The 25,288-nt window shown below is 63.7% G+C and carries 24 protein-coding genes and 1 pseudogene; 9 read left to right on the forward strand and 16 right to left on the reverse strand.

Translation table 11 applies throughout. The annotated features are described in order from the left end of the window. Position 1 precedes the first annotated feature (1 nt). From LK440_RS15225 to LK440_RS15240, 4 genes are all read right to left on the reverse strand, one after another. Entirely contained in the window at positions 2 to 976 is a 975-nt protein-coding gene (locus tag LK440_RS15225; protein WP_005017889.1) for a Bug family tripartite tricarboxylate transporter substrate binding protein, read from the reverse strand. Positions 977 to 1,020: 44 nt separating this feature from the next. Next, on the reverse strand, positions 1,021 to 1,194 hold the full coding sequence (locus LK440_RS15230; protein WP_005017887.1) for a hypothetical protein: 174 nt from the start codon (positions 1,192 to 1,194) through the stop codon (positions 1,021 to 1,023). Further along, a complete protein-coding gene (locus LK440_RS15235) occupies positions 1,191 to 2,756 on the reverse strand; it encodes an FAD-dependent oxidoreductase (protein WP_025341303.1) in 1,566 nt (521 codons plus the stop codon). Before LK440_RS15235 ends, LK440_RS15230 begins: the two co-directional genes overlap by 4 nt. A gap of 120 nt (positions 2,757 to 2,876) precedes the next feature. Next, positions 2,877 to 3,368 carry a DUF523 domain-containing protein gene (locus LK440_RS15240; protein ID WP_005017873.1) on the reverse strand — a complete coding sequence of 164 codons (492 nt, stop codon included), beginning with the start codon at positions 3,366 to 3,368 and terminating at the stop codon, positions 2,877 to 2,879. Between the two features lie 245 nt (positions 3,369 to 3,613). Here LK440_RS15240 and LK440_RS15245 point away from each other — a divergent pair, with 245 nt between their 5' ends. The 4 genes from LK440_RS15245 (at position 3,614) to LK440_RS15260 (ending at position 6,665) form a co-directional block, all read left to right on the forward strand. Then, positions 3,614 to 4,342, forward strand: a complete 729-nt coding sequence (locus LK440_RS15245; protein WP_005020357.1) for a 2OG-Fe(II) oxygenase — start codon at positions 3,614 to 3,616, stop codon at positions 4,340 to 4,342. Position 4,343: 1 nt separating this feature from the next. Further along, positions 4,344 to 4,994 (forward strand): DNA oxidative demethylase AlkB, encoded by a 651-nt coding sequence (gene alkB / locus LK440_RS15250; RefSeq protein WP_005020356.1) that lies wholly within the window; start codon positions 4,344 to 4,346, stop codon positions 4,992 to 4,994. A 94-nt stretch (positions 4,995 to 5,088) separates the two neighbouring features. Further along, positions 5,089 to 6,132, forward strand: a complete 1,044-nt coding sequence (gene ada, locus LK440_RS15255; RefSeq protein ID WP_005017870.1) for a bifunctional DNA-binding transcriptional regulator/O6-methylguanine-DNA methyltransferase Ada — start codon at positions 5,089 to 5,091, stop codon at positions 6,130 to 6,132. 2 nt (positions 6,133 to 6,134) lie between these two features. Further along, positions 6,135 to 6,665 carry a 2OG-Fe(II) oxygenase gene (locus LK440_RS15260; RefSeq protein ID WP_005017869.1) on the forward strand — a complete coding sequence of 177 codons (531 nt, stop codon included), beginning with the start codon at positions 6,135 to 6,137 and terminating at the stop codon, positions 6,663 to 6,665. Between the two features lie 309 nt (positions 6,666 to 6,974). Here LK440_RS15260 and LK440_RS15265 read toward each other — a convergent pair whose 3' ends face one another. Continuing rightward, a complete protein-coding gene (locus LK440_RS15265) occupies positions 6,975 to 8,195 on the reverse strand; it encodes an ISL3 family transposase (RefSeq protein ID WP_005011985.1) in 1,221 nt (406 codons plus the stop codon). 17 nt (positions 8,196 to 8,212) lie between these two features. On the opposite strand from LK440_RS15265, the gene LK440_RS15270 reads away from it, so the two are divergent. Further along, entirely contained in the window at positions 8,213 to 9,223 is a 1,011-nt protein-coding gene (locus LK440_RS15270; protein WP_005017865.1) for a GGDEF domain-containing protein, read from the forward strand. A gap of 165 nt (positions 9,224 to 9,388) precedes the next feature. Then, positions 9,389 to 10,630 carry an Hsp70 family protein gene (locus LK440_RS15275; protein WP_005017848.1) on the forward strand — a complete coding sequence of 414 codons (1,242 nt, stop codon included), beginning with the start codon at positions 9,389 to 9,391 and terminating at the stop codon, positions 10,628 to 10,630. Between the two features lie 4 nt (positions 10,631 to 10,634). Here LK440_RS15275 and panB read toward each other — a convergent pair whose 3' ends face one another. Continuing rightward, positions 10,635 to 11,501 carry a 3-methyl-2-oxobutanoate hydroxymethyltransferase gene (panB, locus tag LK440_RS15280; protein WP_005017843.1) on the reverse strand — a complete coding sequence of 289 codons (867 nt, stop codon included), beginning with the start codon at positions 11,499 to 11,501 and terminating at the stop codon, positions 10,635 to 10,637. 240 nt (positions 11,502 to 11,741) lie between these two features. Here panB and LK440_RS15285 point away from each other — a divergent pair, with 240 nt between their 5' ends. Next, the gene (locus LK440_RS15285) at positions 11,742 to 12,962 is read left to right on the forward strand and encodes an ISL3 family transposase (RefSeq protein WP_005011985.1); all 1,221 of its coding nucleotides are present in this window, start codon (positions 11,742 to 11,744) and stop codon (positions 12,960 to 12,962) included. A 175-nt stretch (positions 12,963 to 13,137) separates the two neighbouring features. Beyond that, on the forward strand, positions 13,138 to 14,247 hold the full coding sequence (locus tag LK440_RS15290; RefSeq protein WP_005017842.1) for a porin: 1,110 nt from the start codon (positions 13,138 to 13,140) through the stop codon (positions 14,245 to 14,247). 60 nt (positions 14,248 to 14,307) lie between these two features. Here the strand turns inward: LK440_RS15290 and LK440_RS15295 are convergent, their stop codons facing one another. The 7 genes and pseudogenes from LK440_RS15295 to LK440_RS15325 form a co-directional block, all read right to left on the reverse strand. Further along, positions 14,308 to 14,787: a YaiI/YqxD family protein gene (locus tag LK440_RS15295; protein ID WP_005020352.1), complete on the reverse strand. Its 480-nt coding sequence runs from the start codon at positions 14,785 to 14,787 to the stop codon at positions 14,308 to 14,310. 5 nt (positions 14,788 to 14,792) lie between these two features. Next, positions 14,793 to 15,056, reverse strand: coding sequence for a hypothetical protein (locus LK440_RS15300; RefSeq protein ID WP_005017839.1), 264 nt, complete (start codon positions 15,054 to 15,056; stop codon positions 14,793 to 14,795). A 181-nt stretch (positions 15,057 to 15,237) separates the two neighbouring features. Next, entirely contained in the window at positions 15,238 to 16,446 is a 1,209-nt protein-coding gene (locus tag LK440_RS15305; protein ID WP_005020346.1) for an NAD(P)/FAD-dependent oxidoreductase, read from the reverse strand. 283 nt (positions 16,447 to 16,729) lie between these two features. Beyond that, positions 16,730 to 17,632 (reverse strand): NAD(P)-dependent oxidoreductase, encoded by a 903-nt coding sequence (locus LK440_RS15310; RefSeq protein WP_005017831.1) that lies wholly within the window; start codon positions 17,630 to 17,632, stop codon positions 16,730 to 16,732. Beyond that, on the reverse strand, positions 17,629 to 19,374 hold the full coding sequence (gene ilvD / locus LK440_RS15315) for a dihydroxy-acid dehydratase (protein WP_005017829.1): 1,746 nt from the start codon (positions 19,372 to 19,374) through the stop codon (positions 17,629 to 17,631). The genes LK440_RS15310 and ilvD overlap by 4 nt, the downstream gene beginning before the upstream one ends. A gap of 30 nt (positions 19,375 to 19,404) precedes the next feature. Continuing rightward, positions 19,405 to 20,184: an SDR family NAD(P)-dependent oxidoreductase gene (locus LK440_RS15320; protein WP_005017827.1), complete on the reverse strand. Its 780-nt coding sequence runs from the start codon at positions 20,182 to 20,184 to the stop codon at positions 19,405 to 19,407. After that, positions 20,181 to 21,509 (reverse strand): annotated as a pseudogene (locus LK440_RS15325) (MFS transporter). Before LK440_RS15325 ends, LK440_RS15320 begins: the two are co-directional and overlap by 4 nt. 257 nt (positions 21,510 to 21,766) lie before the next feature. Here LK440_RS15325 and LK440_RS15330 point away from each other — a divergent pair. Beyond that, positions 21,767 to 22,723, forward strand: coding sequence for a LysR family transcriptional regulator (locus tag LK440_RS15330; RefSeq protein ID WP_017685835.1), 957 nt, complete (start codon positions 21,767 to 21,769; stop codon positions 22,721 to 22,723). Between the two features lie 208 nt (positions 22,724 to 22,931). Here the strand turns inward: LK440_RS15330 and LK440_RS15335 are convergent, their stop codons facing one another. The 3 genes from LK440_RS15335 to LK440_RS15345 are packed head-to-tail and all read right to left on the reverse strand — an operon-like array spanning position 22,932 to position 25,201. Next, positions 22,932 to 23,900: a Bug family tripartite tricarboxylate transporter substrate binding protein gene (locus tag LK440_RS15335; protein WP_005017824.1), complete on the reverse strand. Its 969-nt coding sequence runs from the start codon at positions 23,898 to 23,900 to the stop codon at positions 22,932 to 22,934. Between the two features lie 28 nt (positions 23,901 to 23,928). Continuing rightward, a complete protein-coding gene (gene mmsB / locus LK440_RS15340) occupies positions 23,929 to 24,810 on the reverse strand; it encodes a 3-hydroxyisobutyrate dehydrogenase (RefSeq protein ID WP_005017823.1) in 882 nt (293 codons plus the stop codon). Between the two features lies 1 nt (position 24,811). Continuing rightward, complete coding sequence (locus LK440_RS15345; RefSeq protein ID WP_005017820.1) at positions 24,812 to 25,201, reverse strand: carboxymuconolactone decarboxylase family protein; 390 nt, start codon at positions 25,199 to 25,201, stop codon at positions 24,812 to 24,814. Positions 25,202 to 25,288 lie beyond the last annotated feature (87 nt).

Raw genomic sequence — 25,288 nt, forward strand, 5'->3', positions numbered from 1 at the left:
ATCAATCCACCCGGATGTCGGCCTCCTTGATCACCTTGGCCCATTTGCGTTGCTCGTCCGCCGCATAGGCGGACATGGCGTGAGGCGTACCTGGCAGCGTCTCCAGGCCCATGGCGGAGAAACGCTCCTGCACGGAGGGCTGGGCCAGTGCCTTTTGCAGGGCTTGGTTCAATGCCGTGACGACCTCGGGCGGCGTGCCTTTGGGCACGACCAGCCCCTGCCAGGCATAAGCCTCGAAATTATCGAGGCCGGACTCGATCAGCGTAGGCACTTGGGGGAAACCGGCGGGCCGCTTGTCGCTGGCCACCGCGATCGGACGCAACTTGCCCGACGCGATGTACTGCATGCCCGTGGCTGAGTCGACAAACATCATGGGCACCTGTCCGCCCACGACATCCTGCACGGCGGGCGCCGCCCCCCGATACGGTACGTGTACCAGATTCAGGCCCGTGCGTGCGCGCAACGACTCGGTAGCCAGATGGTGCGGGCTGCCCGAGCCTGGCGTCGCGTACGGCACGCCGTCTTTCTGCGTCTTGGCCCAGGCGAGAAACTCATCATAGGTTTTGACGGGCACCGACGGATTGACGACCAGGATCATGGAAAAACGCGTCATCAAGCCCACGGCATCGAAATCGCGCTGCGGCTGATAGGCCAGCTTGGGATAGAGCGAAGGATTGGCCGCCAGGGTTGCCGTGTCGCCTGTCAGCATGACATAGCCGTCGGGCTTGGCGCGCGCCGCATAATCGGCGCCGATGGCCGTTGCCGCGCCGGGCTTGTTGGAGATGATAAGTGTCTGCTTGAGCTCGCGGGACATGGGCTCGGACAAGGTCCGGGCCACGATGTCGGACCCGCCACCCGCCGGATAGGGGACGACCCATTCGATGGGACGTTCGGGGTACCCGGCCGCCTGGGCGGCAGCGGCAAAGACAGACAGGGTAAGGCTGGCGGCAAGGGCCGCCGTGTATCGCAATGTCATGATGTCTCCTCGGAGTTTTTGTTTTCTTGCTTTATGGACTGCGCCTAGAGCGCTGTCTCGGCCTGTCGGATGATCTCCAGGGCCGCCTGGCTTTCACCCTGCCTGCCCAGCAATGCCAGGCAGACCATGGACAGCAAGAGGGGTGCGCGATCCTGCCCCACGCGTGCCAACGTATGAGCCAGTTCGGTGTAGACCTGATCGAGTTCTTGGTGGGTCATGGCGTTTCGCCTCGGATCCCAAACGACGCCAAGGCCTGGCGCAGGGCTTGCAGGTCGGGCTTCTTCCAGCGACCCATTACATAACCATCGGGCCGGATCAGATAAAGCTGTGCCTGTCCGTAACGCTGACGCAGTTGGCCGGTGTCGCGCACTGCCGTGTGTTGCCCAAGGCACAGAACCTGCACATTCTGCCCGGCATCGAATTCCGGTACATCATCGCCCAGCACCAGAACCGTGAACCGCTGCCCAAACCATTCGGTGAGATGACGCGTTCGGCCGTCTTCGCTCAGTTCGCATTCGGGCGCAGGCATGCCCGGGGCCGCCTGGTCGCCGGCATCCGCAGCGCCATCGGGCAGATTCAGCGCGCTTCCCTGGTAGCAGACCGGCTCCGACTGCCGCGGATTGATGAGCGAGCGCACGCTCTCTTCGTGCAAGGCAAGCCGCAACGTCGCCTCGCGCAGAAGGTCAAAACCATAGTTCGGCGGCGCCATGAACTCGGTACTCTTTGCGCCGTAGGCGATATTCATGCGCGCTGCCGCCACACGCTCCTGGCTGTAGGTATCGAGCAGGGTGTCCGGCGCGCTGCCGGCAATCACACCGGCCAGCTTCCATGCCAGATTGGCCGCGTCATCCAAACCCGAATTCAAACCACGCACGCCAAAGATAGGCACCAGATGCGCCGCATCTCCGGCGAACAGAATTCGGCCTTGACGGTAGTTGTCCAGCGTCAGGCACTTGGCGTTGTAGATGGATATCCACAACGGCTCCCAGGGCTCATCTTCGCCGATCATCTCGAGATGGCTGCGCACACGCGGCAGCACATTCTCTGGCTTGACCGCCTCGACAGGATCTTCATCGTCGCGGACCTGATAGTCGATGCGCCAGACGTCATCGGGCTGCCGGTGCATCAGCAGGGTCGACCCCGGGTTGGATGGCGGGTCGAACCAGGCCAGGCGTTCGGTTGCGCGCTGACTCTTCTGACGGACGTCCACGATGACATAGCGCCCCTCGTACTGCATACCCTGCAAGGGCAGGCCGCAGAGCTCACGCACCGTACTGCGGCCGCCGTCACAGGCCAGCACCCAATCGGCGTGCAGCTCGCGGGTCTGTCCGCCCGTCTGGACCGTGACAACGACACCGTCGGCGTTCTGCTGCACGCCGGTCACCCGGCTGCTCCACATAACCTGGGCGAGGTCGCCGTGCTCGCGCAATGCCTGATCGATGTATTCCTCGATGTAGAACTGCTGAATATTGATCATGGGCGCAAAACGCTGGCTGGGCTCGTGCGGCATCTCGAAATGCAGCACTTCGCGATCGCCGTAATAACTGCGGCCACCGCTCCAGGCCAGCCCCTTTTTCAGTACCAGCTTATCCACGCCTGCCCAGGCCAGTATCTCCATCGAACGACGCGACATGCATATCGCACGGCTGCCTTCGCAATAGAAAGGATCGGCCTCTATGGTCACCGAGGCGATTCCATGGCGCGCCAGAAGCAGCGACATCATCAGACCTACTGGTCCGCCGCCGGCTATTACAACGGGAACATGATCGCCTTTCGGCATGCTTGTCTCCATCCGTCAATTTGGTTGTTTGCGCAACTATATGCGCCTTTAGTTGCGTTCGCAACCAAATAGGGAATACCCTGACCGGCAAACCATGGCTTCAAGCAAGTGGGGGAATACTCAATCGTGCGCGCGCATCACCGCGTCGGCGGCTTCGAGCCCCAGCTCACTGAATACCGGCACGCCCGCCTGCGCAAGACAGGCCGCTGTCACGCCACTGCCGGGCACTCGTCTGCCCTGAAAACGGCCGTCGTAAATGTGGGCCGTGCCGCAGGAAGGACTCCCCTCTTTGAGAACGGCCGCAACGATGTCGTGGCGTTGGATCAACGCCAGTGCCTGCCGCGCTCCACAGACGAACGCCTGGCTGACATCCAGGCCCTGCCGCGTGAGCACGCGCGCTGCCCCCTTCCAGACGGCCAGGCCACCGCCCCCCGGCTCAATCTCGGCCGCTGCCCGCGGAATCGGCAGGCCGCCCGCCACTTCGGGACACAGTGCGACGATGCGGCCCTCGTCGGCCCAGCGCTGCAAGAGGGGGGAATGACGGGCGGCATCGCGCCCGTCATAACGCACGGGCTGGCCAAGTAGGCAGGCACTGATCAGTATTCGCTTCAAGATTCAACCTTGGGGCCGATTCCGTATCGGCGGCGTTGGCACTAAAAAGGCAACAAGCACATCGTGACTTTTGCAACGCAAGGAGGTTCCATTGTCCTCCAGAACCCGCTCCGACCCATTGCGGGCCCGCAATGCCGTCAGCCACGCGCTCACCCGTCCCCCGCCCAGGAATTCGAGCGCAAGAAACAGGATGTCCATCTGCCGCATCTGCGGGACACTGCCTGACCCGTACTATTCAGCCTGCCGTGACCACCGATCTCGCCCACCGAATCGATCGACGCCTTGACGCTCATGATTGGAACGCGGTGCGCCTTAGCCTGGACGGCGCAGGCCGCGCGGTGCTGCCTGGCCTGCTGCGACCGGGCGAGTGCAGACAATTGGCGCAGGCGTATGACGCGGGCGGCGACCGTTACCGTAGCCGCATCGTGATGGCCCGCCATGGTTTTGGCCGAGGGGAATATCAATACTTTGCCTACCCTCTGCCAGAAGGGCTGGCCGTCTGGCGGGTAGCGCTTTATGCTCGACTCGCGCCCATCGCTTGCGAGTGGGGTGCCCGGCTGGGCCTGTCTGCGGACTATCCTGCTCACCATGCTGACTATCTCGCCCGCTGCCATGCCGCCGGGCAGAATCGACCCACGCCGCTCATCCTGCGCTACCGTGAAGGGGACTACAACTGCCTGCATCAGGATCTCTATGGCGCGGAAGTCTTTCCTCTGCAATGCGCGGTGCTGCTCTCGGCACCGGGCCAGGACTTTGAAGGTGGCGAGTTCGTCATGACCGAACAACGTGCAGGCCACCCCGCACAGGCCGATGTGCTGCCCTTGCAACAGGGCGACGCGCTGGTCTTTGCCGTCCATCACCGGCCCGCCGCCGGGCCTCGCGGCTGGCATCGACGCGCCATGCGCCATGGAGTGGCTCCGGTGCGCGCAGGCGAGCGTCATACGCTAGGCATCATTTTCCACGATGCGACCTGACATGCAGACTGACCTTTTCGCCGACGACCACCGCATCGCCCTGGGCCCGCAGGCCTGTCTGCTGCGCGGCTGGGCGCTGCCCCAGGCCGAAGCCATCCTGGCTGCGCTGACCGCTATCGAAGCCAATGCACCGCCCCGTCAAATGGTCACGCCGGGCGGTTTGAGTATGTCGGTGTCCATGACCAATTGCGGGGCGCTCGGATGGACGAGCGACAGGCAGGGTTACCACTATCGTCGGCTCGACCCTCAAAGCGGCAAGCCCTGGCCCCCGATGCCGGCGCTCTTGGCGCAGCTGGCCAGCGAAGCCGCCGCGCAGGCAGGGTTTGCCGCTTTCCGTGCCGATGCCTGCCTGATCAATCATTACACGCCCGGCGCACGCATGAGCCTGCACCAAGACCGCAATGAGCAGGACTTCGCCGCGCCCATCGTGTCGGTGTCGCTGGGTCTGCCTGCAATATTTCTGTTTGGAGGCCTGCGCCGCGACGACCGCAGCGCCCGCATCGTGCTGCAGCACGGCGACGTCGCCGTCTGGGGTGGCGTAGACCGGCTGCGCTTTCACGGGGTGTTACCGTTGGCCGATGGCCGGCATCCCATGGTGGGGCGGCAACGCATCAACCTCACCTTGCGCCATGCCGGCCGTCCGGTAAAGTGAATCATGAGAAGGCGAATTCGACCGCAAGCGGCGGAGTGCGGCCGCCGCCGTGCCGGCCTACAGTGGTTGCACCATGATTTTCCACGAGCCCACCATGACACCGCACCAGACTGACCTCGATCCCCGCTGGGCTGCCGTGCTTGCCCGCGACCCGCACGCCGACTTCGTCTACGGCGTCAAGACTACCGGCGTGTACAACCACCCCGCCAATCCGGCGCGCCTGCCCCGCCGCGAGAATGTCGAGTTCTTTGCCTCGGCCAGCCTGGCTGAGGCAGCCGGTTACCGGCCCAGCCATATCCAGAGCCGGGTCAGCCTGGCCCATGCCAGCTGGGTGGCGCAAGCTTGCCACCGCCTGGAGACCGCCGACCCCCTGCCATCATTGCGTGAATTGGCGGCAGAGCCGGGGGTCAGCAGCTATCACTTCCATCGGGTGTTCAAAGCCGCCACCGGTCTGACGCCGCGCGCTTACGCCCAAGCGCATCGCGCCAGACGCGTGCGCGGCCAACTGGACAGGGGAGAACGCGTCACGACTGCCCTGTATGCGGCCGGTTTCCAGTCCAACAGCCGCTTTTACGCCAGCGCCGACAGCATGCTGGGTATGAAGCCCAGCGCCTACCGGGAAGGCGGCGCCAATGCGCGGCTGTACTTTGCGCTCGGCCAGTGCTCGCTGGGAGCCATTCTGGTGGCACAAAGCGAACGCGGGGTCTGCGCCATCCTGCTGGGCGACGACCCCGAGGCCTTGTTGCAGTCCTTGCAAGACCGCTTTCCCAACGCCGAACTGATAGGCGGGGATCCTGGTTATGAAACCCTGATGGCCACCGTGGTCGGCATGGTGGAAGCCCCCGCGGCGGCCGTGGACCTGCCGTTGGATGTGCGCGGCACGGCGTTCCAGGAGCGCGTCTGGCACGCACTGACCCAGATTGGCCCGGGCCAGACGGTCTCCTACAGCGACATCGCACAACGCATCGGCCAGCCCAAAGCCGTGCGTGCCGTAGCCCAGGCTTGCGCGGCCAACATGCTGGCAGTGGCCATTCCCTGCCACCGCGTGGTACGCAACGACGGCTCACTTTCGGGCTACCGGTGGGGGGTGGCACGCAAGCGCGAACTGCTGCGCCGCGAACAGAGCCAGGCGACATAGCCATGAAGGTGCCGCAGGAGCTGCTCGACGCGCAAGGCTGGGCGCTACTGGAGCGAAAACTGGACGCCCTGGCCTGTGAGGCCTTGCGTAATGGCCAGATTCCCCCTTGGGTCGCCGCGCTGCGCGAGCCGCTCGAACCCCTGGCCCGGCGCTGGCTGGCCCACAGCGGCGCTGCCAGCGGCCAGGCCCGGGCCAACCAACCCTGCCTGCAGGTCCAGACCCTCACGGCGGGGCAGGGCCAGCCCCTGGCCGCCAGCCACGCGCCCGATTGCTTTCCGCTGCAGGTGCTCATCCTGCTGAGTGCGCCGGGGCGCGACTTCACCGCCGGGCATGCCATTGCCGTGGAGCAACGCCCCCGCATGCAGTCACGCCCCACCGTACTGCCGCTCGAGCAAGGCAGCATCGCCCTCTGCGCGACCGGCCCCCGGCCGTTGCAGGGCCACCGGGGCCCCTACAACACTTTGCTGCGCCTGGGCATCGGTTCGGTGCGCAGCGGAGAACGACTGTCTTGCGTGTTGCGCTGGCGGATCTGAACCACAGATTTTCCTTCGACGATCACAGATACCCCATATTGGTCTTGCGACGGTCATCGCGGCAGGCTATACCACTAGCTCGCCAGTCACGAACACCAAGCATGCTTCCTACCCGCAGCATCTATTCCGCGCCGACCTGGCGCCTGACCAAGTGGCTCGCCGACCCCGGGCGCAACGTTCCGCCTGAGATTCGGGGCGCCATGATCGGGGGGCTGTTTGGAACCCTGCCCATTTTCATTGGCGGCGTACTCAATAGCTTGCTGATAGCTGCCGTCCTGGCCTGGCGTCTCGGGACGCCCATTTTTTGGTTCATCGAGGAATACCGGGGAATGCAGACCGGATCTTGAGGAAGAAGTACTCCTGATCGCGGTAGCCGTAGGCGCGGCGCTTGATGACTTTGATGGTGTTGTTGATGCCCTCGACGATGCTGGTGTTGAGCCGGTGGCGACAGCGAGACAGAATCCCGTGCAGATAGGCTTTTAGCTTGAGCGCGAAGTGAGCCAAGGCGGCGATGCCGCTGCCCTGAGCCTGTTGCAGCCAGTGATCCCATGCCTGGCGGGCGTAGCCGGGGTGTTGGTAGAACCACAGCTGTTTGAGCTCATCGCGCATCAGATAAGCGGTGAGCAAGGGCTGGTTGGCCTGGAGCAACTCGTCCAACTTTACCGATTGGCACGGATCGAGGTTTTTGCGATTGCGCAGCAGTAGCCAGCGACTGGACTTGATCACCCGGCGGGCCGGCTTGTCGTGCCGCAACTGGTTCGCTTGGTCTACACGCACCCGGTCTATCACTTCACGGCCGTACTTGGCCACGACGTGGAACAGGTCGTAGACGATCTCGGCGTTGGGGCAGTTGGCCTGGATCTCCAGCTCATAGGCCGTCGTCATGTCGATCGCTACGGCCCGGATCTGCTGGGCAACCCCAGTTGGCAGTTGTTCGAAGAAGGCTCTGGCCGTCTCGCGCGAGCGGCCATCACCGATCCATAGCACCTGACGGCGGATCGGATCGACAACGACCGTGGCATAACGATGGCCCTTGTGTAGAGCGAACTCGTCCATCGCTAGGTAGTGGATCTGACTCCAGTCCGGCTCTTGGATCGCCCGTCGCAGCAGGGCCTTGTCCAGCGCCTTGACCGTGTGCCAACCCAGTTGGAAGAAGCGCGCCACGGCCAGAATGTTGCTGGACTCAAGCAACTGGCTGACCGCCTCGGCCAGCCGGTCGGTCACTCGCTGGTAACGGCCCAGCCAGCTCAGCCTCTCCAGATGCGGTCCACCGCACTGCTCGCACCAGACCCGCCGACGCGGCACTACCAGCGTCACTCGCAGCGCCATTAGCGGCAGATCCCGCACCCGGCGCGTGGTCGTCTCATGCACCTGCCGACATCGGTTGCCGCAGTGCTCGCAGTGCATCGTTCGCGCTGAAGGCTTCAGGTAAATCGTGACCGTCCGGCTCTCACCTTCAGGCCACACGACCCGCTCCACCCGATAACCTTCCCACCCACCCAACCTCTCGATCGTCTTGCGGTCCAGCATGATCCCGGCCTTGATCCTTGAAAAATCAAGGATCAAGCGTAACGGCAATCAAGCACGGCTCCACGCTATTCCGCGATGAACCCATTTTTTACGGCTGGATCGCACTGGAAGTCTTCATCTGCCTGTCGCGCGGGCTCATTCTGATGTCGGCGCGCCGGAATGTGCGCCGGGGCGGCCCCACGCATACCGATGTCTATTTGTTGCTCGCCGTGGCCTGGGCCGCCAGCGTCGGCTACGGCGTGACCATCAGCGCACTTAGTGGCGATTGGATCGCCATCACCATGACCTGCCTGTCGGCAGCGGCCATGGTGGGAGGCATCTGCTTTCGCAATTTTGGCGCCCCGCGACTGACTGCCGTGATGGTCGTGCTGGCGCTGGGGCCTTGCATCACCGTGCCGATCTTCAATTCGGCCTGGCAGCTCTGGATGATCGCCTGGCAACTGCCGATGTACATCGCCAGCATGACCGTTGCCGCCTACAAGCTCAACGCCATGCTGGTGACGACCATGCGGGCCGAGCGTGAAAACGAGGAGCGGGCCCGGCGCGACTTCCTGACGGGCGTGCTCAATCGGCTCGGCCTGAGTCTGGCACTTGAGGAAGCCACGCTCCTGGTCCGCGAGCGGAACCAGCAATACGCCTTGCTCTATCTCGATCTGGATGGATTCAAGGCGGTCAACGACACCCTGGGCCACGCCAGCGGCGACCGGCTGCTGCGTGAAGTCGCGCAGCGGCTGTGCCAGCTCGCCCCCGGAGGCACGGCCATTGCACGCATCGGTGGCGACGAGTTCGTGCTGCTGCTGCGCACCGAACGCACCTTCGATCCCGGAGCCCTCGGCCAGCGCCTCATTGCCGAAGTCAGCCAGCCTTACGACTTGGGCGAGTCCACCCCGGTGACCATCTCCAGCAGCCTGGGCATCGCTCTCATCCCCCAGCACGGACACGACATGCCCGACATCCTCAAGGCCGCAGACCGTGCGCTGTACCAGGCCAAAAGCAGTGGCAAAGGCCGCTGGGCCATCGCCAGCTAAGCGCCAGCACCGGCGGCAACCGAGAGTCTCAGCGCATGCGCGTGACCTGCACGCCGCATGCGCGAGAATCACGCAAGAAGGCCACACGGCGTCCAGGCTCCATTCCTGCATACCCTAGGCAGGCGCGGCGTGGGCTACACTAGGCCGCTTTTTTCCTGGTTTGCCATGACTGCCTGCGGAATCGACTTCGGCACCTCCAACTCCACCGTCGGCTGGATGCGCCCCGGACAGCACGCCTTGCTCGCGCTGGAAGACGGCAAAGCCACCTTGCCCTCGGCCATCTTCTTCCATGACGAAGATGATGAGGTCAGCTACGGTCGCGCAGCGATCGCCGACTACGTGGCCGGCTATGACGGCCGCCTGATGCGATCCATGAAGAGCCTGCTGGGCAGCTCTCTGATGGAAGGCCACACCGAAGTGGGTGGCCGCGCCGTGCCATTCAAGGTGCTGCTCACGCGCTTTATCGCAGAACTCAAGGCCCGCGCCGAACGCACCGCAGGCCGGCGTTTCGAGGCGGCCGTGCTTGGTCGCCCGGTGTTTTTCGTCGATGACGACCCCAAGGCCGATCAACTCGCCCAGGACACCTTGGGCGAGATCGCCCGCTCGGTTGGCCTGCGCGATATCGACTTTCAGTATGAGCCCCTGGCTGCCGCCTTTGACTACGAGTCGCAAATCTCGCGCGAAGAGCTGGTGCTGGTCATCGATATCGGCGGAGGCACCTCCGATTTTTCGCTTATCCGCCTGGGTCCGGATCGCGCCGGGCGGGCCGACCGCCGCCAGGATATCCTCGCCCATGGTGGCGTGCATATCGGCGGCACCGACTTCGACAAACAGTTGAGCCTGGCACATGTCATGCCTTTGTTCGGTCTGGGCGGGCAATTGAAGACCGGCAAGGATGTGCCCTCCACCCAATATGCCAACCTGGCGTGCTGGCACACCATCAACCAGGCCTACACCCGCAAGGCCGCCGAAACCTTCGCCTTCATCCAGGCTCAGGCGCTCGAGCGCGACAAGATCGAACACCTCATGACCCTCATCAAGAACCGCGAGGGACACTGGGTCGCCATCCAGGTGGAAGAAGCCAAGATCGCCCTGTCGGAAGCGCCAGCCACGCGCATCGAGCTGGCGCGCATCGCCTCCGGGCTGGCCGCCGACATCGACCGGCCTGCCTTCGACGTTTCCATGAACGGCCTGATCGACCGCGTCGAAACCACGGTGGCGCGGCTGCTGGCCGACGCCGGTGTCAGTACGGTGGACACTCTGTTTTTCACCGGCGGCTCCAGCCGCGTGCCCTGCCTGCGCGAACGCGTCTCAGCGCTGGTGCCCCAGGCACGCAGCGTCGAGGGCGATCTGTTTGGCAGCATCGGCGCCGGCCTGGCACTGGATGCGCAACGCAAATTCGGCTGATCGACTACCAGGCGTGCACGCTGTCCTCGGGAAAACGGCCTGCGCGCACGGCTTGCGCATAGGCTTCAAATGCCTCGCGCACGCCGGCATTGCCGGCCAGAAAGTTTTTCACAAAGCGCGGAGTCTTGCCCAAGCTTGCGCCCAGCATGTCGTGCATCACCAGCACCTGACCCGCCGTGCCTGAGCCTGCGCCTATCCCGATCGTGTGGCAGGCCGGCAGGGCCGCGGTAATGCGTGCTGACAACGCAGCCGGCACCATTTCCAGCACCAGCATGGTCGCGCCTGCATCGGCCAACTCGCGCGAATGGCGCTCCAGCAAGGCGGCCCCCTGCTCATCACGCCCCTGCACCCGGTAGCCGCTCAGGGCATGCACCGTCTGAGGAGTCAGCCCCAGGTGCGCGCACACCGGCACGCCACGCTCGACCAGAAAACGCACCAGCGGCGCCGTCCAGCCACCGCCTTCCAGCTTGACCATGTGCGCGCCAGCCTGCATCAGACGCACCGCATGGCGCAAAGCGTCGTCCGGCCCGCCGTGATAACTGCCAAACGGCATATCCGACAGCAAAAGCGATGCGGCTCCAACCGCAGACAGCCCACGAGCGACAGCCTGCGTGTGATAGACCATGTCATCCATCGTGACCGGCACCGTGCTGTCGCGTCCCTGGCACACCATACCCAGCGAATCACCCACCAGCACCACATCCACCCCTGCCTGCCCCGCCAATCCGGCAAAGACCGCGTCGTACGCAGTCAACATGACTATTTTCTCGCCGGTGTCGCGCATTTCCTGTAGACGCCGGGGAGTGATCTTACGGGGAGCTACCACAGCGCCGTAGGGTGCGGTGGACTGTTGCGGGGTGCTGCTGACCATATCCTCTCCTTGTTGGAGCGCCAAGGCTACACCAGCCGGCCATGTAACAACGAGCGACGCCAAAAGGAGCAGGCCTGCGCCCGGGCAGCCGGCGGTCAGCGCAGACCGCGCTCGCCCTCAGAAAGTCAGAAAGACCGTGACGCAGAATCCTTAATTTAGGTTCATCGCGGAATAGCGTGGAGCCGTGCTTGATTGCCGTTACGCTTGATCCTTGATTTTTCAAGGATCAAGGCCGGGATCATGCTGGACCGCAAGACGATCGAGAGGTTGGGTGGGTGGGAAGGTTATCGGGTGGAGCGGGTCGTGTGGCCTGAAGGTGAGAGCCGGACGGTCACGATTTACCTGAAGCCTTCAGCGCGAACGATGCACTGCGAGCACTGCGGCAACCGATGTCGGCAGGTGCATGAGACGACCACGCGCCGGGTGCGGGATCTGCCGCTAATGGCGCTGCGAGTGACGCTGGTAGTGCCGCGTCGGCGGGTCTGGTGCGAGCAGTGCGGTGGACCGCATCTGGAGAGGCTGAGCTGGCTGGGCCGTTACCAGCGAGTGACCGACCGGCTGGCCGAGGCGGTCAGCCAGTTGCTTGAGTCCAGCAACATTCTGGCCGTGGCGCGCTTCTTCCAACTGGGTTGGCACACGGTCAAGGCGCTGGACAAGGCCCTGCTGCGACGGGCGATCCAAGAGCCGGACTGGAGTCAGATCCACTACCTAGCGATGGACGAGTTCGCTCTACACAAGGGCCATCGTTATGCCACGGTCGTTGTCGATCCGATCCGCCGTCAGGTGCTATGGATCGGTGATGGCCGCTCGCGCGAGACGGCCAGAGCCTTCTTCGAACAACTGCCAACTGGGGTTGCCCAGCAGATCCGGGCCGTAGCGATCGACATGACGACGGCCTATGAGCTGGAGATCCAGGCCAACTGCCCCAACGCCGAGATCGTCTACGACCTGTTCCACGTCGTGGCCAAGTACGGCCGTGAAGTGATAGACCGGGTGCGTGTAGACCAAGCGAACCAGTTGCGGCACGACAAGCCGGCCCGCCGGGTGATCAAGTCCAGTCGCTGGCTACTGCTGCGCAATCGCAAAAACCTCGATCCGTGCCAATCGGTAAAGTTGGACGAGTTGCTCCAGGCCAACCAGCCCTTGCTCACCGCTTATCTGATGCGCGATGAGCTCAAACAGCTGTGGTTCTACCAACACCCCGGCTACGCCCGCCAGGCATGGGATCACTGGCTGCAACAGGCTCAGGGCAGCGGCATCGCCGCCTTGGCTCACTTCGCGCTCAAGCTAAAAGCCTATCTGCACGGGATTCTGTCTCGCTGTCGCCACCGGCTCAACACCAGCATCGTCGAGGGCATCAACAACACCATCAAAGTCATCAAGCGCCGCGCCTACGGCTACCGCGATCAGGAGTACTTCTTCCTCAAGATCCGGTCTGCATTCCCCGGTATTCCTCGATGAACCTTAATTTAGCAACGCAATGTTTCACAATGAGCGCATATTACACACAATTGCCAGAAATAACCCATTTTTGACCTACACTTGCCCGAAGGGAACCGCGTCATCCGCTGTTCCCTTCTTTTTTGCGCCGGCTGGAGCGGCGCAACACCTCAACCCCTGCACGGAGATTTCTCGGATGGAAAAGACGTTGCTCGCAACGGCGCTGGGCCTGTCACTGGCCGGCATTGCACAGGCAGACACGTCAGTCACTCTCTACGGTGTCATCGACACCGGCATTGGCTACAACAAGATCAAGGGTCCGGGCTTTGACGGCAGCCGCGCCGGCATGATCAACGGCATCCAGGAAGGTTCGCGCTGGGGTTTGCGCGGAACCGAAGATCTGGGAGACGGACTGCGCGCGACCTTCAAACTCGAAAGCGGCTTTGACTCCGGCAACGGCAGCCGCGCACAGGGCGATCGGATGTTTGGCCGCCAGGCCACCATCGGGCTGGCCAATAATGCGTGGGGCTCGCTGGAATTCGGCCGTCAGGCCACCGTGGGCTCGAACTACCTGGCCGACATCGATCCTTTCTACACCAGCTACACCCAGGCCAATATTGGCGCCGGTTTCAGCGCCGCCAATACGATGCGTTGGGACAACATGGTCATGTACAAGACCCCGTCGTTCAATGGTTTTGAACTGGGCGTGGGGTATTCCTTCAACGTGGACAGCAACGACGCCAGCCAGTCGGGTTTCCGCACGGCTGACAACACCCGCGGTATCACTGCCGGTCTGCGCTACCTGCAAGGCCCATTGAACGTCACGCTGACCTATGATCAGCTCAATGGCGCCAACCGTTCTTCCACCATCAACAACGACGCCACGCCGCGCCAGTACGCCGTGGGTGTCAGCTACGATCTGGAAGTCGTCAAGCTGGCGGCAGCCTACGGACGCACCACCGACGGTTGGTTCGTGGGCCAGGATCTGCCCAGCGGCACGCCCTACAGCAACGAGTTTGGCAACTATCGCTTCGAAGATGGTTTCAAGGCCAATTCGTACATGGTCGGCGCGACGATGCCGGTTGGCGGCGCAGGCAGCCTGTTCGGCTCCTGGCAGATGGTTGACCCTTCCAACGATCGCCTGACCGGCGGCGACGAGAAGATGAACGTCTTCAGCCTGGGTTACACCTACGATCTGTCCAAGCGCACCGATCTGTATGCCTATGCGTCCTATGCCAAGAACTACGCCTTCATCGACGATCTGAAGAGCACGGCCGTGGGCGTGGGCCTGCGCCACAGCTTCTGATCCTGCAGCAGGCAACACGAGCGCATGCCGCAAGGCCTGCGCTCAGCACAAACCCTCCAGTCACACGGAGGGTTTGTTATTTGCGCTGCCGGTGCGCGCGTGCCGCGCCAACAGCGCGTCCAGTTGATTGGCGAAAGCCTTGCGGTCGGCCTGGCTGAACGCGGCCGGCCCTCCGGTTTCCACGCCCGCCGAGCGCAGCTCTTCCATCATGTCGCGCATGGTCAGGCGCTCGCGGATGGTTTCCGGCGAGTAGCGCTCCCCCCGCGGATTGATCGCCATGACCCCTTTGGCCAGCACATCGGCAGCCAGCGGGATATCGGCGGTGATGACCAGGTCGCCGGCCACGGCATGCTGCGTGATATGCGCATCGGCCACATCGAACCCGCGCGGCACCTGCACGGCGCGAATCCAGGGCGACGGCGGCGTGCGCAGCATCTGGTTGGCCACCAGCGTCATCGGCAGCTGCCAGCGCGTGGCGGCCCGATAAAGAATGTCTTTGATGACCACCGGGCAGGCGTCGGCATCGACCCAGATCTGCATGCGGATCAGGCGTCCAGCGCTTTTTGCAGCAGTTCGGCGACGACGTCGTTGGTCGACACGCCGCGCTCCTGGGCCAGGGCGCGCACGCGCTCGGCCTGCGCCTGCGGCAGCTTGAGCGCGAAGGGCACCAGGCCGGCGGCCTGATCCAGCTTGCGCTGCTCACGCCGATCGGGCGGCAGCTCGGAGCCAAAGCGGCCGGGCGTGCCGGCCTGGCGCAATTGGCCAGCCAGTTTCAAGGCTTTGTTCTTTTCGAGGCCGTATTTTTTCATGAGAATTCCAGGCAGGGTGCGCCATCATAGCCTTGTGCGACGCCCCCGTCCCTGTCATCGCGAGAAACGGCTCGCCGCCCGATCGATCACCTCCAGCTTGTGCTGGGCAATCGCGGCCGAGCAGCTCGCTGGCCAGGTCCTTCTGGTTGACGACCCCGATGCCGCGGCGCGCGACACCGCTTCAGCAATGCGTCTTCAATGCCACAGCCGGATCGAGCAACACTTCAGCAGGCGGGTGGTCAGCCAGTTCGAGCAGCTTGCGCGCCGCCATATGATCGAGTGGCGCATTGATGGACTCCACGCACATCAGACGTCCATTGAGAAAGTGCAGCACGGACAGCCTGCCCGGCTTCAGACCCGACCGGATGCGGCGCTCGCAGCCGGCTGGCGCTATCCCGGCGATCTGCAGGCGCAAAGCGCCTTGTTCTGACCAGAACCAGGGCAGAGCGGCGTACTGCGCCGGTTGGCCGCAAAGCACGGCCGCCAGCACGCGGGCCTGATCGTTGGCGTTCTGCACCGACTCCAGGCGCATGGCCCGTCCTTGGCGCAGATACGGAAATGCCGTGCAGTCCCCGATGGCATAAATATGCGGATCGGACGTTCTCATCTGGCTGTCGACCACGACACCATTGTCTACCGCCAGCCCCGCCGATTCAGCCAAACGGGTTTCGGGAACGGCGCCGATGCCTGCAACCAGCAGCTCGACGGGATGCGACTGCCCGCCTGCACGCAACGCGCGCACCTGCCCCCCGGCCACCTCGACCTCTTCGACTGACACGCCCAGATGCAGGCTGATCCCGGCCTCGCGCAGATTGGCACTGACCAGATCCGAGATTTCCGGCGAGACCGAGCGCGCCAACAAGCGGCTCTGGCTCTCGAACACGGCGACCTGTTTGCCCAGTGCTGCGGCCGTGGCGGCAACCTCCAGGCCGATGAACCCGCCTCCCAGGACCGTCACGCTGGCCGCAGCAGCCAGGGCGTCGCGCAAACGTTGAGCGTCCGCCACCGTGCGCACGTAATGCAGATTGGCCGGGGCGGGTTCGAGGTCCGGCAAGCGACGGGCCCGCATGCCCGTGGCCAGCACCAGCTCGTCATAAGCGAGCACCGTGCCGCTGGCCAGCGTCACCGTTTGACGGTCACGGTCGATCGAGACCGTCGTCTCTCCCAGCAACAACTGCACACCGGCATCCGCATAGGCATTGGCCGGGCGCAGCAACGCAGGCTCGGCAGCGGAATCTTTGATGAACGCCTTGGACAAAGGCGGACGGTGATAGGGAAGATGCGCCTCTTCGCTGATCAGCGTGATGGCCAGTTCCTGAGCGCTCTCGGCCAGACTGCCGCAGAGTTGTGCGGCGGCGTGACCGCCGCCGATGATGACGATTTGGCGCATGAATGCCCTCCAGAAATGCGAGCCAGTCTTACGCTGCCGCCCCGCGCACGGGCCGGATCCATTGCCGCGCGTATGACTGAGCGTATGAAGTCAGCCGCGAACTCTACCCGATATCCACCCCAAACAGCGAACGTGCCCTCTGCAAGCAGCAACCATACCGGCCTCTGATTCGAGAGCCGTGGACTCCCCTGCGCATCGCGCCCGACCGGGCACTCGCTCGCCAGGAAGCCGCAAGCCCCGCCTCCCAACCGCTGCGGCGCGACCCAGGACAGCCTGTGTCGAATCAGCCGGCGGGCTGACTGGCCTGCGCGCTTTCCTCCGCACAGATCCGGAATACCTGCGACAAATCCTCATCGCCCCAGCCGCGCGCCATGGCCGTCTGAAGCAGCCCCCGCACGGCGGGCAGCACCCGCAGCACCGTGCGGCTATCCGCGGCCAGCTCCGCAATTGCATCCAGGTCCTTGAGCAGGACGCGGATCGTCCCCGTGGCCTGTTCAGGCGGCTCGACCATACGCGGCCAAAGCGTTTGCAGCAGCACCGAATCGGCCCAGCCACCTTGCAAGGCGGCCGGCATCGCCGCGCTGTCTATCCCGTTGCGTGAGGCAAGGACAAAGCCTTCGGCCAAGGCCGACAGGGTGGTGGCCACAATCATCTGGTTGGACAGCTTGCTCGTCTGCCCGGCCCCGACCTCGCCCATGCGGGTGACTCGCGCGGAAAACGCCATGAGCGCCGGCGTCACCGTGGCGATGGCCTGGGCCGGCCCGCCGGCGATGACCGCCAACGTGCCCCGCTGGGCGCCAGCCATGCCGCCCGATACCGGCGCGTCGATCCACTGACCGCCCGTTGCCTCGGCCCAGCGGTGTGCCAACGATTGGGTCAATGCGGGCGACAGCGTCGAATGGTCCACCACGAACCGTGGCGGCGTCGCTGCCTGCGCCAGGCCCGCCTGGCCGAACACCACGTCCTGCACCGCCTGTCCATCGCCCAGGCAGAGCAACACCGCATCGACGCCGCTGGCCAATTCGGCCGGCGTCTCGCACTTGCGAGCGCCCAGGCCAACCAGCGGCGCGACCTTGCCAGCGGAGCGATTCCACACCGCCACCTCGTAACCAGCCGCCAACAGGCGGCGCACCATGGGGTCGCCCATGCGGCCGATGCCGCAAAACCCGATACGCGGCCCGGTCATCGCGCACCGTCCCCGGCCGGCGAACCCGGCTCCTGCGGCGTGTCGTACGGCCAGTCGACCGCGCCCGAGTGCGTCACAGCGCCCAGCGCCGCCGGGCGGACCAGTGCCTCGTATTTTTCCAGCACCCCGCCGAGCCGGCCTCGCACAAAGGGATGCACCTGAGCGGCGCGCGCGGCCAGCTCATCGTCGGACAGTTGTACGTCCAAACGTCCTTTGAGCGCATCGATGTGAATACGGTCGCCATCGCGCAGCAAACGAATCGGGCCGCCCGCCGCCGCTTCGGGGCCGACATAGCCGATGCACATCCCGCGCGTGGCGCCGGAGAACCGTCCGTCGGTCAGCAGGGCTACTTTTTCGCCCATGCCCTGACCGTAGATGGCAGCCGTTACGCTGAGCATTTCGCGCATGCCGGGTCCCCCCTTGGGGCCCTCATTACGGATCACCAGCACGTCGCCTTCCTGGTAGCCCTGCGCGGCCACCACGGCCATGCAATCCTCTTCGGTCTCGAAAACCCGCGCCGTCCCGGAGAACACCAATTGCTTGAGCCCCGCGGTCTTCAGGGCCGCGCCATCGGGCGCGAGATTGCCGCGTAAGACAACCAGCCCGGCATTGGGCGACAGGGGTTCGTCATGCGGCTTGACCACACGCCCGTCCGGGCCGGGGAAAGCCTGCAGAGCCTCCTGCAGCGTCTGGCCGCTTTGCGTCAAGGTATCGCCATGAATATGTCCGCCGGCCAGCAAAGCATTGAGCACCGCCGGCACGCCGCCGACGTTGTGCAGATCAACCGCCAGATAACGCCCGCCGGGCTGCATATCGCCGATCAACGGCGTGCGCGCCAACACTTCGGACACATCGTCGAGCGTAAAGCGTATGCCGGCCTCGTGCGCGATGGCAGGGATATGCAGCATGGCATTGGTGGACCCTCCCGTGGCCGCCACGGCCGCACAGGCGTTCTCCAGGCTTTTGCGCGTGACCAGATCACGCGGCAGCGGACCGCCGCCGCGCAAGGTGCGCATTACATTCTCGCCTGCACGCCGGGCGATGGCGATGCGCTCGCTATAGACCGCGGGCACCATGGCCGATCCCAGCGGAGCCAGGCCCAGCACCTCGGCCACCATGGCCATGGTGTTGGCGGTGAACTGCCCGGGACAGGATCCCGCCGTCGGGGTGCAGCGCTTCTCGATGCCGGCCAGCGTTTCGGCAGACATCTTGCCTTGCTGCGCCGTACCGACGGCTTCGATGGCCGTCAGGATGGTTGCTTGCGTGCCGTCGGGCAGGGTGCCGGGCAGCATGGCGCCGCCAAACAGAAAAACGCCCGGCACATTGACCCGCACCATGCCCATCAGAATGCCTGGCAGCGTTTTATCGCAGCCGGCCACGCCAACCAGCGCGTCGTAGCAATGCGCCCGCACGAACAGTTCGACGCTGTCGGCGATGGTTTCGCGCGATACCAGGGAAAAACGCATACCGGCGTGATTCACGGACGTGCCGTCCGACACCGAAATCGCCGAGCCACGGATGGGCACGCCCCCGCCTGCGGCCACACCCAGCCGCACATTATCCGAGATCTGATTCAAGGACATGGAACAGGGCGTGTTCTCACCGAAGGTATCGACGATGGCCACGAAAGGCTTCGCGATCGCCTCATCATCCAGACCCGTGGCGCGCAGAAAGGCACGATGCGGCGTGCGGGTCACACCCTCGGTCACGATGCGCGAGCGGTGTTTATGCAAGTCTTTCATGGTCAGCATCCTTAAGTGTCGCCACGGCGATCATGTGTTCAACAACAGGCCGTTCTCAATCGCCAGCACCTGGCCCGTCATGGCCGGCGCCTGCGCAGCCAGAAACCAGCACAGGTCCGCGATTTCACCCGGCGATGCCACCCGCTTGAGCGGCGCGTTCTCCCGCATGCTGGTCAGTACGCGGGCATATGCCTCGTCGCCGAGGGTGCGCCGCAGCAGGCCGTCATCCACCATCCCTGGCGCAATCGCATTGACCCGCACCTGCGGAGCCAGTGTGCGCGCCAGCGACAACGTCAGCGCATTCACCGCACCCTTGGAGGCGGCATACGCGATGGAGGAGCCCGTCCCATTCAAGGCGGCAAGCGACGAGATATTGATCACCGCTGCCGAGCATTCATGCGCCGCACGCGTGCGCAACAGATCCGCTGCGGCGCGCGTCATCTGAAACATCCCGATCAGGTTGACGCGATAGACGCGCTCGAACTCCTCGGCGTCGACGCCGTCGAGGTCTGCGTGCGCAATGACTCGGGTCGTACCCGCGCTATTGACCAGACAATCCAGCCGGCCCCAGCGCTGCGCCACCGTCTGCACCAACGAGCGGCAATCCTGATCCTGGCCAACATCGGCATCGAGGATCACCGCGTCAGCGCCCCGGGCATGGCATTCGGCGGCCGTGGCTTGGGCCGCCGGCCGGGTACTGTCATCAAAATTCGTGATCGCCACGGCCCAGCCTTCACGCGCAAAGCGCAGGGCCGTGGCCGCGCCGATGCCTGTCGCCCCGCCGGTGACCAGGCAAACGGGCGCGCTCACGAGGCGCTCCGCACGGGCTTCATCGACACCGAAATCACCGCGCCGCAGACAAGAGCCAACGCGAGCACGATCATGCCCGGCAGCAATTGACCCGTGCTGTCCTTCAGAAAGCCGATCAGGTAGGGGCTGGCGAAACCGGCCAGATTGCCGATGGAATTGATCAGCGCAATGGCCGCGGCCGCAGCGGCGCCGCCGACCATGGCGGTCGGAATTCCCCAGAACACCGGCGCGATGGAATTGATACCGATCGCAGCCACGATCAGCGCCACAATGGACCAGACCATATGATCGACCAGCAGTACCGATGCCAGCATGCCTCCGGCGCCCAACAGACAGCAGATCGCCACATGCCAGCGGCGCTCATTGTGGCGGTCGGCGTGGCGGGCGATCAGAATCATGGCCACCGCGCTGATCAGCGACGGCACGGCCGACAGCAAACCAATATTGCCCAGATCGGCCACTCCTGTGGATCGGATCATGGTCGGCAGCCAGAACACCAGACCATAATTGCCCATGGCAATGCAGAAGTACAACACACTGAGCAACCACACCTTGGGATTGCGAAACACCTCGCGCACACTGTGATTGGCTCGCGTGCCCGCATCGGCGGCCAGGCCGTCGGCCAGCAGACGTTTCTCATCGTCGCTCAACCACTTTACGGTTTCGATGCGATCCTGCAACACGAAAAACGCGGCAATACCCACCAGCAGTGAGGCAATGCCCTCGATCAGAAACATTCACTGCCAGCCCGCGAGGTCATGCACCCCGCCAAAGCTCTGCATGATCCAGCCGGACAGGGGGCCGCCGATAGCCCCGAACACCGGGATTGCGACCATGAACAGTGCAATGATCTGCGACCGGCGGCTGGAGGGAAACCAGGTCGCCAGATACAACACGATGCCTGGGAAGAAACCCGCCTCGGCCACGCCCAGCAAGAAGCGCAGCACATAAAAGGACGTCGCGCCCTGCGTGAACATCGTCAAACAGGAGATGATCGACCAGGTCACCATGATGCGCGCAATCCACATCCGCGCACCCACCCGATGCAGGATCAGATTGCTTGGCACCTCAAAGATGAAATAGCCAAGAAAGAACATGCCGGCGCCGGCCCCATAAACCGTCTCAGACAACGACAGATCGGAGAGCATTTGCAGCTTGGCAAAGCTGATGTTCACCCGGTCGATATAGGCCACGATAAAGGCCAGAAACAGAAAGGGGATCAAGTGCAGCGTGAGTTTGCGATACAGGGCATCGCGCGCGCCGGCGTCGGCGGTTGCGCTCACGCCAGCGCGCACGGGTGCGCCGCCGGTAAGGGACGAGCTCATGAATACTGTCTCCGTAGATGCGTGCCTCATGGCACGTCGTTTCGTCGCAGCACCCCGCGTTGGTTATATGTGGCCTCGCAGCCCGAGCCCGCCGGCCGGCCCTCGAGGCCGCCTGCAGCTGCCCGATCGTCCCGCGCAGTTGTGCTTTCCGCCGCAAGATTACGATTGCCGCTCTCGGAGAACAAATCACCGTTCCCGCCAAAAACATAACCATTTGGTTATGATTGCCGCTGCTCAACCTGCCCGAAAGGCACGCCATGCCAGCTCCTGACGCTTCCCTGGAACGTTTCTTTCGCAGCGGACTGAAGCTCGGGCATTTGCGCATGTTGGTCAGCCTGGCCGAACTGCATCAGGTCACGCGCGTGGCAGCGGCCTTCCACGTGACGCAGCCTGCCATCTCCAAACAGATTGCCGAGATCGAAGAGGCACTGGGTGCGGCTGTAACCCGCCGCGCCGGTAACGCGGTGGAACTGACCAGCATCGGGCAGGTACTCGTCGAGCGTGGCCGCGAAATTCTGCGGCAACTCGAATTAGCGCAACGTGATGTCAGCGCCCTGAGTGCGGGCACCGCCGGCCACGTCCGCCTGGGAGCTGTCGTCACCATTCCCCAGCCGGTCATCGAGCATGCCGTGGAGCTTTTCACTCGGCGCGCCCCCACGGCCACGTTGTCCTTTGTCGAGTCCACGCTGGACCGGCTGCTCAAGATGATGGACGAGGGCAATCTGGACCTCGCGCTGGGCCGCAATCGCGTCGCGGGCACCATCCCGGAAATGCGGCAAGAATCTCTGCACCACGAACCGTTCGTCTTCGTCGTCGGATCCCACCATCCCCTCGGAGGCAGTGACACCGTAGTCCGGACACAGGATCTGCAAGACGCGCGCTGGATCACCCCGATGCGAGCCTCGCCGGCCTACGCCACCATGATGCAGGCGCTGGCCGAGCATGGCGTGACACTCGGCCAGCCCGCCATTGAGTCCAGCTCGCTGGCACTGAACCTGTCGTTGCTGCGGCGGGGGGACTATATCTCCATCCTGCCCCTGTCCTTGGCCAAGCGCTATGTGCAGCGCGGCTCCATGCGAGTGCTGCCGCTCGAACCGCTCGCCCCCCTGGGCGAAGCCATCCTCTACTGGCGCGCGGACACCATCACCCCCGCGGTGGCGTTGTTCGCCGCCTGCCTGCGGGAGTCGTCCAACGAACGGATTACGCCATCGTAGTGCTGCGAACACCTCCAGCTTTCGCGCCGGCCGCCCCCCTGCCACGCCAGCGCAGCGCTACGAAGTGCAACGCGCGACAAGACAGGGGGTTACCGGCCGAGGCGTAAAAAAAGCCTCAGACCGGAAGTAGGCCGATCCCAGGCTCTTGGGCTTGACGTCGCTCACCGGTGCGTCACCACCGACTCACCGCACCGCACACCGTACGCCATCAGTTCGACAGATCGATGCCCGACGTCTCGACCACCTTCTTCCATTTTTCGCTCTCCTTGTTCAGGAATGCCGAGAACTCGGCTGGGGTATTCGGATCCACATAAGCGCCCAAGGTTTTGAACTGCGCCTGAAATGCGGGGCTCGCCACAGCTTTCATGACGGCGGCGTTCAACTTCTCCACAACAGCCGGCGGCGTACCTGCCGGCGCTGCCAGGCCAAAATACGAGGAGATCTCGTACTGCGGATAACCTGACTCGGCGACGGTCGGCAGTTCGGGGAATGCATCGGATCGCTTGGCCCCGGTGACGGCCAGCGCTTTCAGGTCGCCATTGCGGATCATGGGCGCGGCCGTCGACAAGTTATCGAATGCCGAGGTGACGTCGCCGGCTCGTACCGCCATCAACGACGGACCACTTCCATTGAAGGGGACATGGAGTATCTCCGCGCCGGTGGCCTGCCGAAACAGTTCTCCGCCAAGATGAAGCGAAGATCCAACGCCGGGCGATCCATAGGACACGGCTTTGGGATTCGCCTTGGAGTACTCGACATATCCCTTGACGTCACTCACAGGCAGGTTCTTGTTGACCACAAGAACGTTAGGAACCTGCGCGACAAGCGCGATGGGCGCGAAGCTGTCGAGCGTGTACTTCTGGCCCTTGTACAAATACTGATTGACGGCCAATCCGAAGGGAACCATCAGCAGCGTGTAGCCGTCTGCTGCAGCCCGAGCCACATAGGTATGCGCCACGTTGCTATTGGCTCCGGGCTTGTTCTCCACGATAAAAGACTGCTTGAGCTGATCGGAAAGCTCTTTGGCCAACGTTCGTGCCAGCAAGTCCGTGCTGCCTCCCGCGGCAAAGCCAACCACGATGGAAACGGGTCTCGTCGGATAAGTGTCCTGAGCCCAGGTGCTGGTTGAAGCAGCGAACAGAGCCGCTGCAACCAGGGTTTTCTTCATGCCGTTCATTTGTGTCTCCTCAGGGCCTGTGGCGGTCTTATGCCGACTTGCCCGACAGATATTGGTAGATGATGCCGTTATCACGTTCACCGAGACCGGCATTGGCGCACAGCTGATAAAGGTGGGTGGCCGCCCCTCCGAGAACGGTCGCAGCCCCACTGGCCATGGCTGCTTCTTGCGCCAAAACCATGTCCTTGAGCATCAGATTGGTGGCGAAGCCGTTGGTGTAGTCGCGGCTGCTGGGAGAATTCTCCACCAGTCCTGGCACGGGGCAGGTGCGCGTCAGCGCAAACGACTGTGCGCTGCCTGCGGCGGCGACTTCGAAGAAAATCTTTTCGTCGACGCCTAGCTGTCGTGCCAGAACGAAGGCTTCACTGATAGCAATCTTGATAATTCCGGCGGCCATGTTGTTGCAGATTTTCACGGCCTGACCGTTTCCCGCGGCACCGGCATACACCAGCTTCGAGCCCATGCTTAACAAGACGTCACGCATGCCAGCGAAGACTGTCTCGTCGCCCCCAACCATGATGGTGAGGGTTCCTGCCTGGGCACCGGCCACGCCGCCGGTAACAGGTGCATCGAGCACCGCGACGCCCCGATCGGCCGCCATCGCATGCAACTTCCGTGCGCTCGGTACACCGATGGTCGAGCAATCGATGAGCACTTGTCCGCGCCGAGCGTGAGCCAGCACCTGACTTTCGGCCACCTCAAGGACTGCCGGGCCATTGGGCAACATGGTGATGATGATGTTCGCCTCGGCCACCAGGTCTTTAACTGTACCCGTCACCCGCCCGCCTGCCTGTACGAAGGCGGGACGATCCTGTGTATCGAAACCGATGACGGGATAGCCCTTGGCCAGCAGGTTAACAGCCATGGGCAACCCCATGGCGCCCAATCCAATGAACCCGATACGCTGCATATCAGGCCTTCTTTTCGATCAGATTTTCAGCCGCAAGCACCTCTTCCGTCGCCCGGAACGCTTCGACGCCGGCAGGCACTCCACAATAAACCATGGCCTGCAGCAAAACCTCTTTGATTTCCTCCACGGTGCATCCGTTGTTGAGCGCGCCTACGACGTGCATCTTCAACTCAGCCCCCTTGCCCAGCGCGGTCAACATGCCGAGCAATATCAAACTCCGGGTGCGATCGGGTAACCCCGGACGGCCCCATATGGCACCAAAGCAATAGGTCTCGACGAGTTCTCGTGCGTCGTTATTAAAGGCATTTCGGCCAGCTTCGCGCTTCTCGAAGTACTGCTCACCCAGCACGCGGCGCAATACATCACGGCCCGATTTTTGAAGGTCACTCATGTTGTCTCCTGGTCGCGGCCTGCGTATCCGGCCGCCTCGCGGCTATTCTATGAACGATGGCACGTTCGCAGATATGCAATTAACGCG

Origin of the sequence: Bordetella holmesii (assembly GCF_020735985.1) — a bacterium.
GTDB lineage: Bacteria > Pseudomonadota > Gammaproteobacteria > Burkholderiales > Burkholderiaceae_B > Bordetella > Bordetella holmesii.

Coding starts and splice junctions, on each gene's coding strand:
- LK440_RS15260 (WP_005017869.1), top strand. CDS start 6,135: ATGAAGGTGCCGCAGGAGCTGCTCGACGCGCAAGGCTGGGCGCTACTG.
- panB (WP_005017843.1), bottom strand. CDS start 11,501: ATGGTCAGCAGCACCCCGCAACAGTCCACCGCACCCTACGGCGCTGTG.
- alkB (WP_005020356.1), top strand. CDS start 4,344: ATGCAGACTGACCTTTTCGCCGACGACCACCGCATCGCCCTGGGCCCG.
- ada (WP_005017870.1), top strand. CDS start 5,089: ATGACACCGCACCAGACTGACCTCGATCCCCGCTGGGCTGCCGTGCTT.
- LK440_RS15330 (WP_017685835.1), top strand. CDS start 21,767: ATGCCAGCTCCTGACGCTTCCCTGGAACGTTTCTTTCGCAGCGGACTG.
- mmsB (WP_005017823.1), bottom strand. CDS start 24,810: ATGCAGCGTATCGGGTTCATTGGATTGGGCGCCATGGGGTTGCCCATG.
- LK440_RS15225 (WP_005017889.1), bottom strand. CDS start 976: ATGACATTGCGATACACGGCGGCCCTTGCCGCCAGCCTTACCCTGTCT.
- ilvD (WP_005017829.1), bottom strand. CDS start 19,374: ATGAAAGACTTGCATAAACACCGCTCGCGCATCGTGACCGAGGGTGTG.
- LK440_RS15300 (WP_005017839.1), bottom strand. CDS start 15,056: ATGAAAAAATACGGCCTCGAAAAGAACAAAGCCTTGAAACTGGCTGGC.
- LK440_RS15230 (WP_005017887.1), bottom strand. CDS start 1,194: ATGACCCACCAAGAACTCGATCAGGTCTACACCGAACTGGCTCATACG.
- LK440_RS15295 (WP_005020352.1), bottom strand. CDS start 14,787: ATGCAGATCTGGGTCGATGCCGACGCCTGCCCGGTGGTCATCAAAGAC.
- LK440_RS15310 (WP_005017831.1), bottom strand. CDS start 17,632: ATGACCGGGCCGCGTATCGGGTTTTGCGGCATCGGCCGCATGGGCGAC.
- LK440_RS15265 (WP_005011985.1), bottom strand. CDS start 8,195: ATGCTGGACCGCAAGACGATCGAGAGGTTGGGTGGGTGGGAAGGTTAT.
- LK440_RS15335 (WP_005017824.1), bottom strand. CDS start 23,900: ATGAACGGCATGAAGAAAACCCTGGTTGCAGCGGCTCTGTTCGCTGCT.
- LK440_RS15290 (WP_005017842.1), top strand. CDS start 13,138: ATGGAAAAGACGTTGCTCGCAACGGCGCTGGGCCTGTCACTGGCCGGC.
- LK440_RS15275 (WP_005017848.1), top strand. CDS start 9,389: ATGACTGCCTGCGGAATCGACTTCGGCACCTCCAACTCCACCGTCGGC.
- LK440_RS15285 (WP_005011985.1), top strand. CDS start 11,742: ATGCTGGACCGCAAGACGATCGAGAGGTTGGGTGGGTGGGAAGGTTAT.
- LK440_RS15345 (WP_005017820.1), bottom strand. CDS start 25,201: ATGAGTGACCTTCAAAAATCGGGCCGTGATGTATTGCGCCGCGTGCTG.
- LK440_RS15235 (WP_025341303.1), bottom strand. CDS start 2,756: ATGCCGAAAGGCGATCATGTTCCCGTTGTAATAGCCGGCGGCGGACCA.
- LK440_RS15305 (WP_005020346.1), bottom strand. CDS start 16,446: ATGCGCCAAATCGTCATCATCGGCGGCGGTCACGCCGCCGCACAACTC.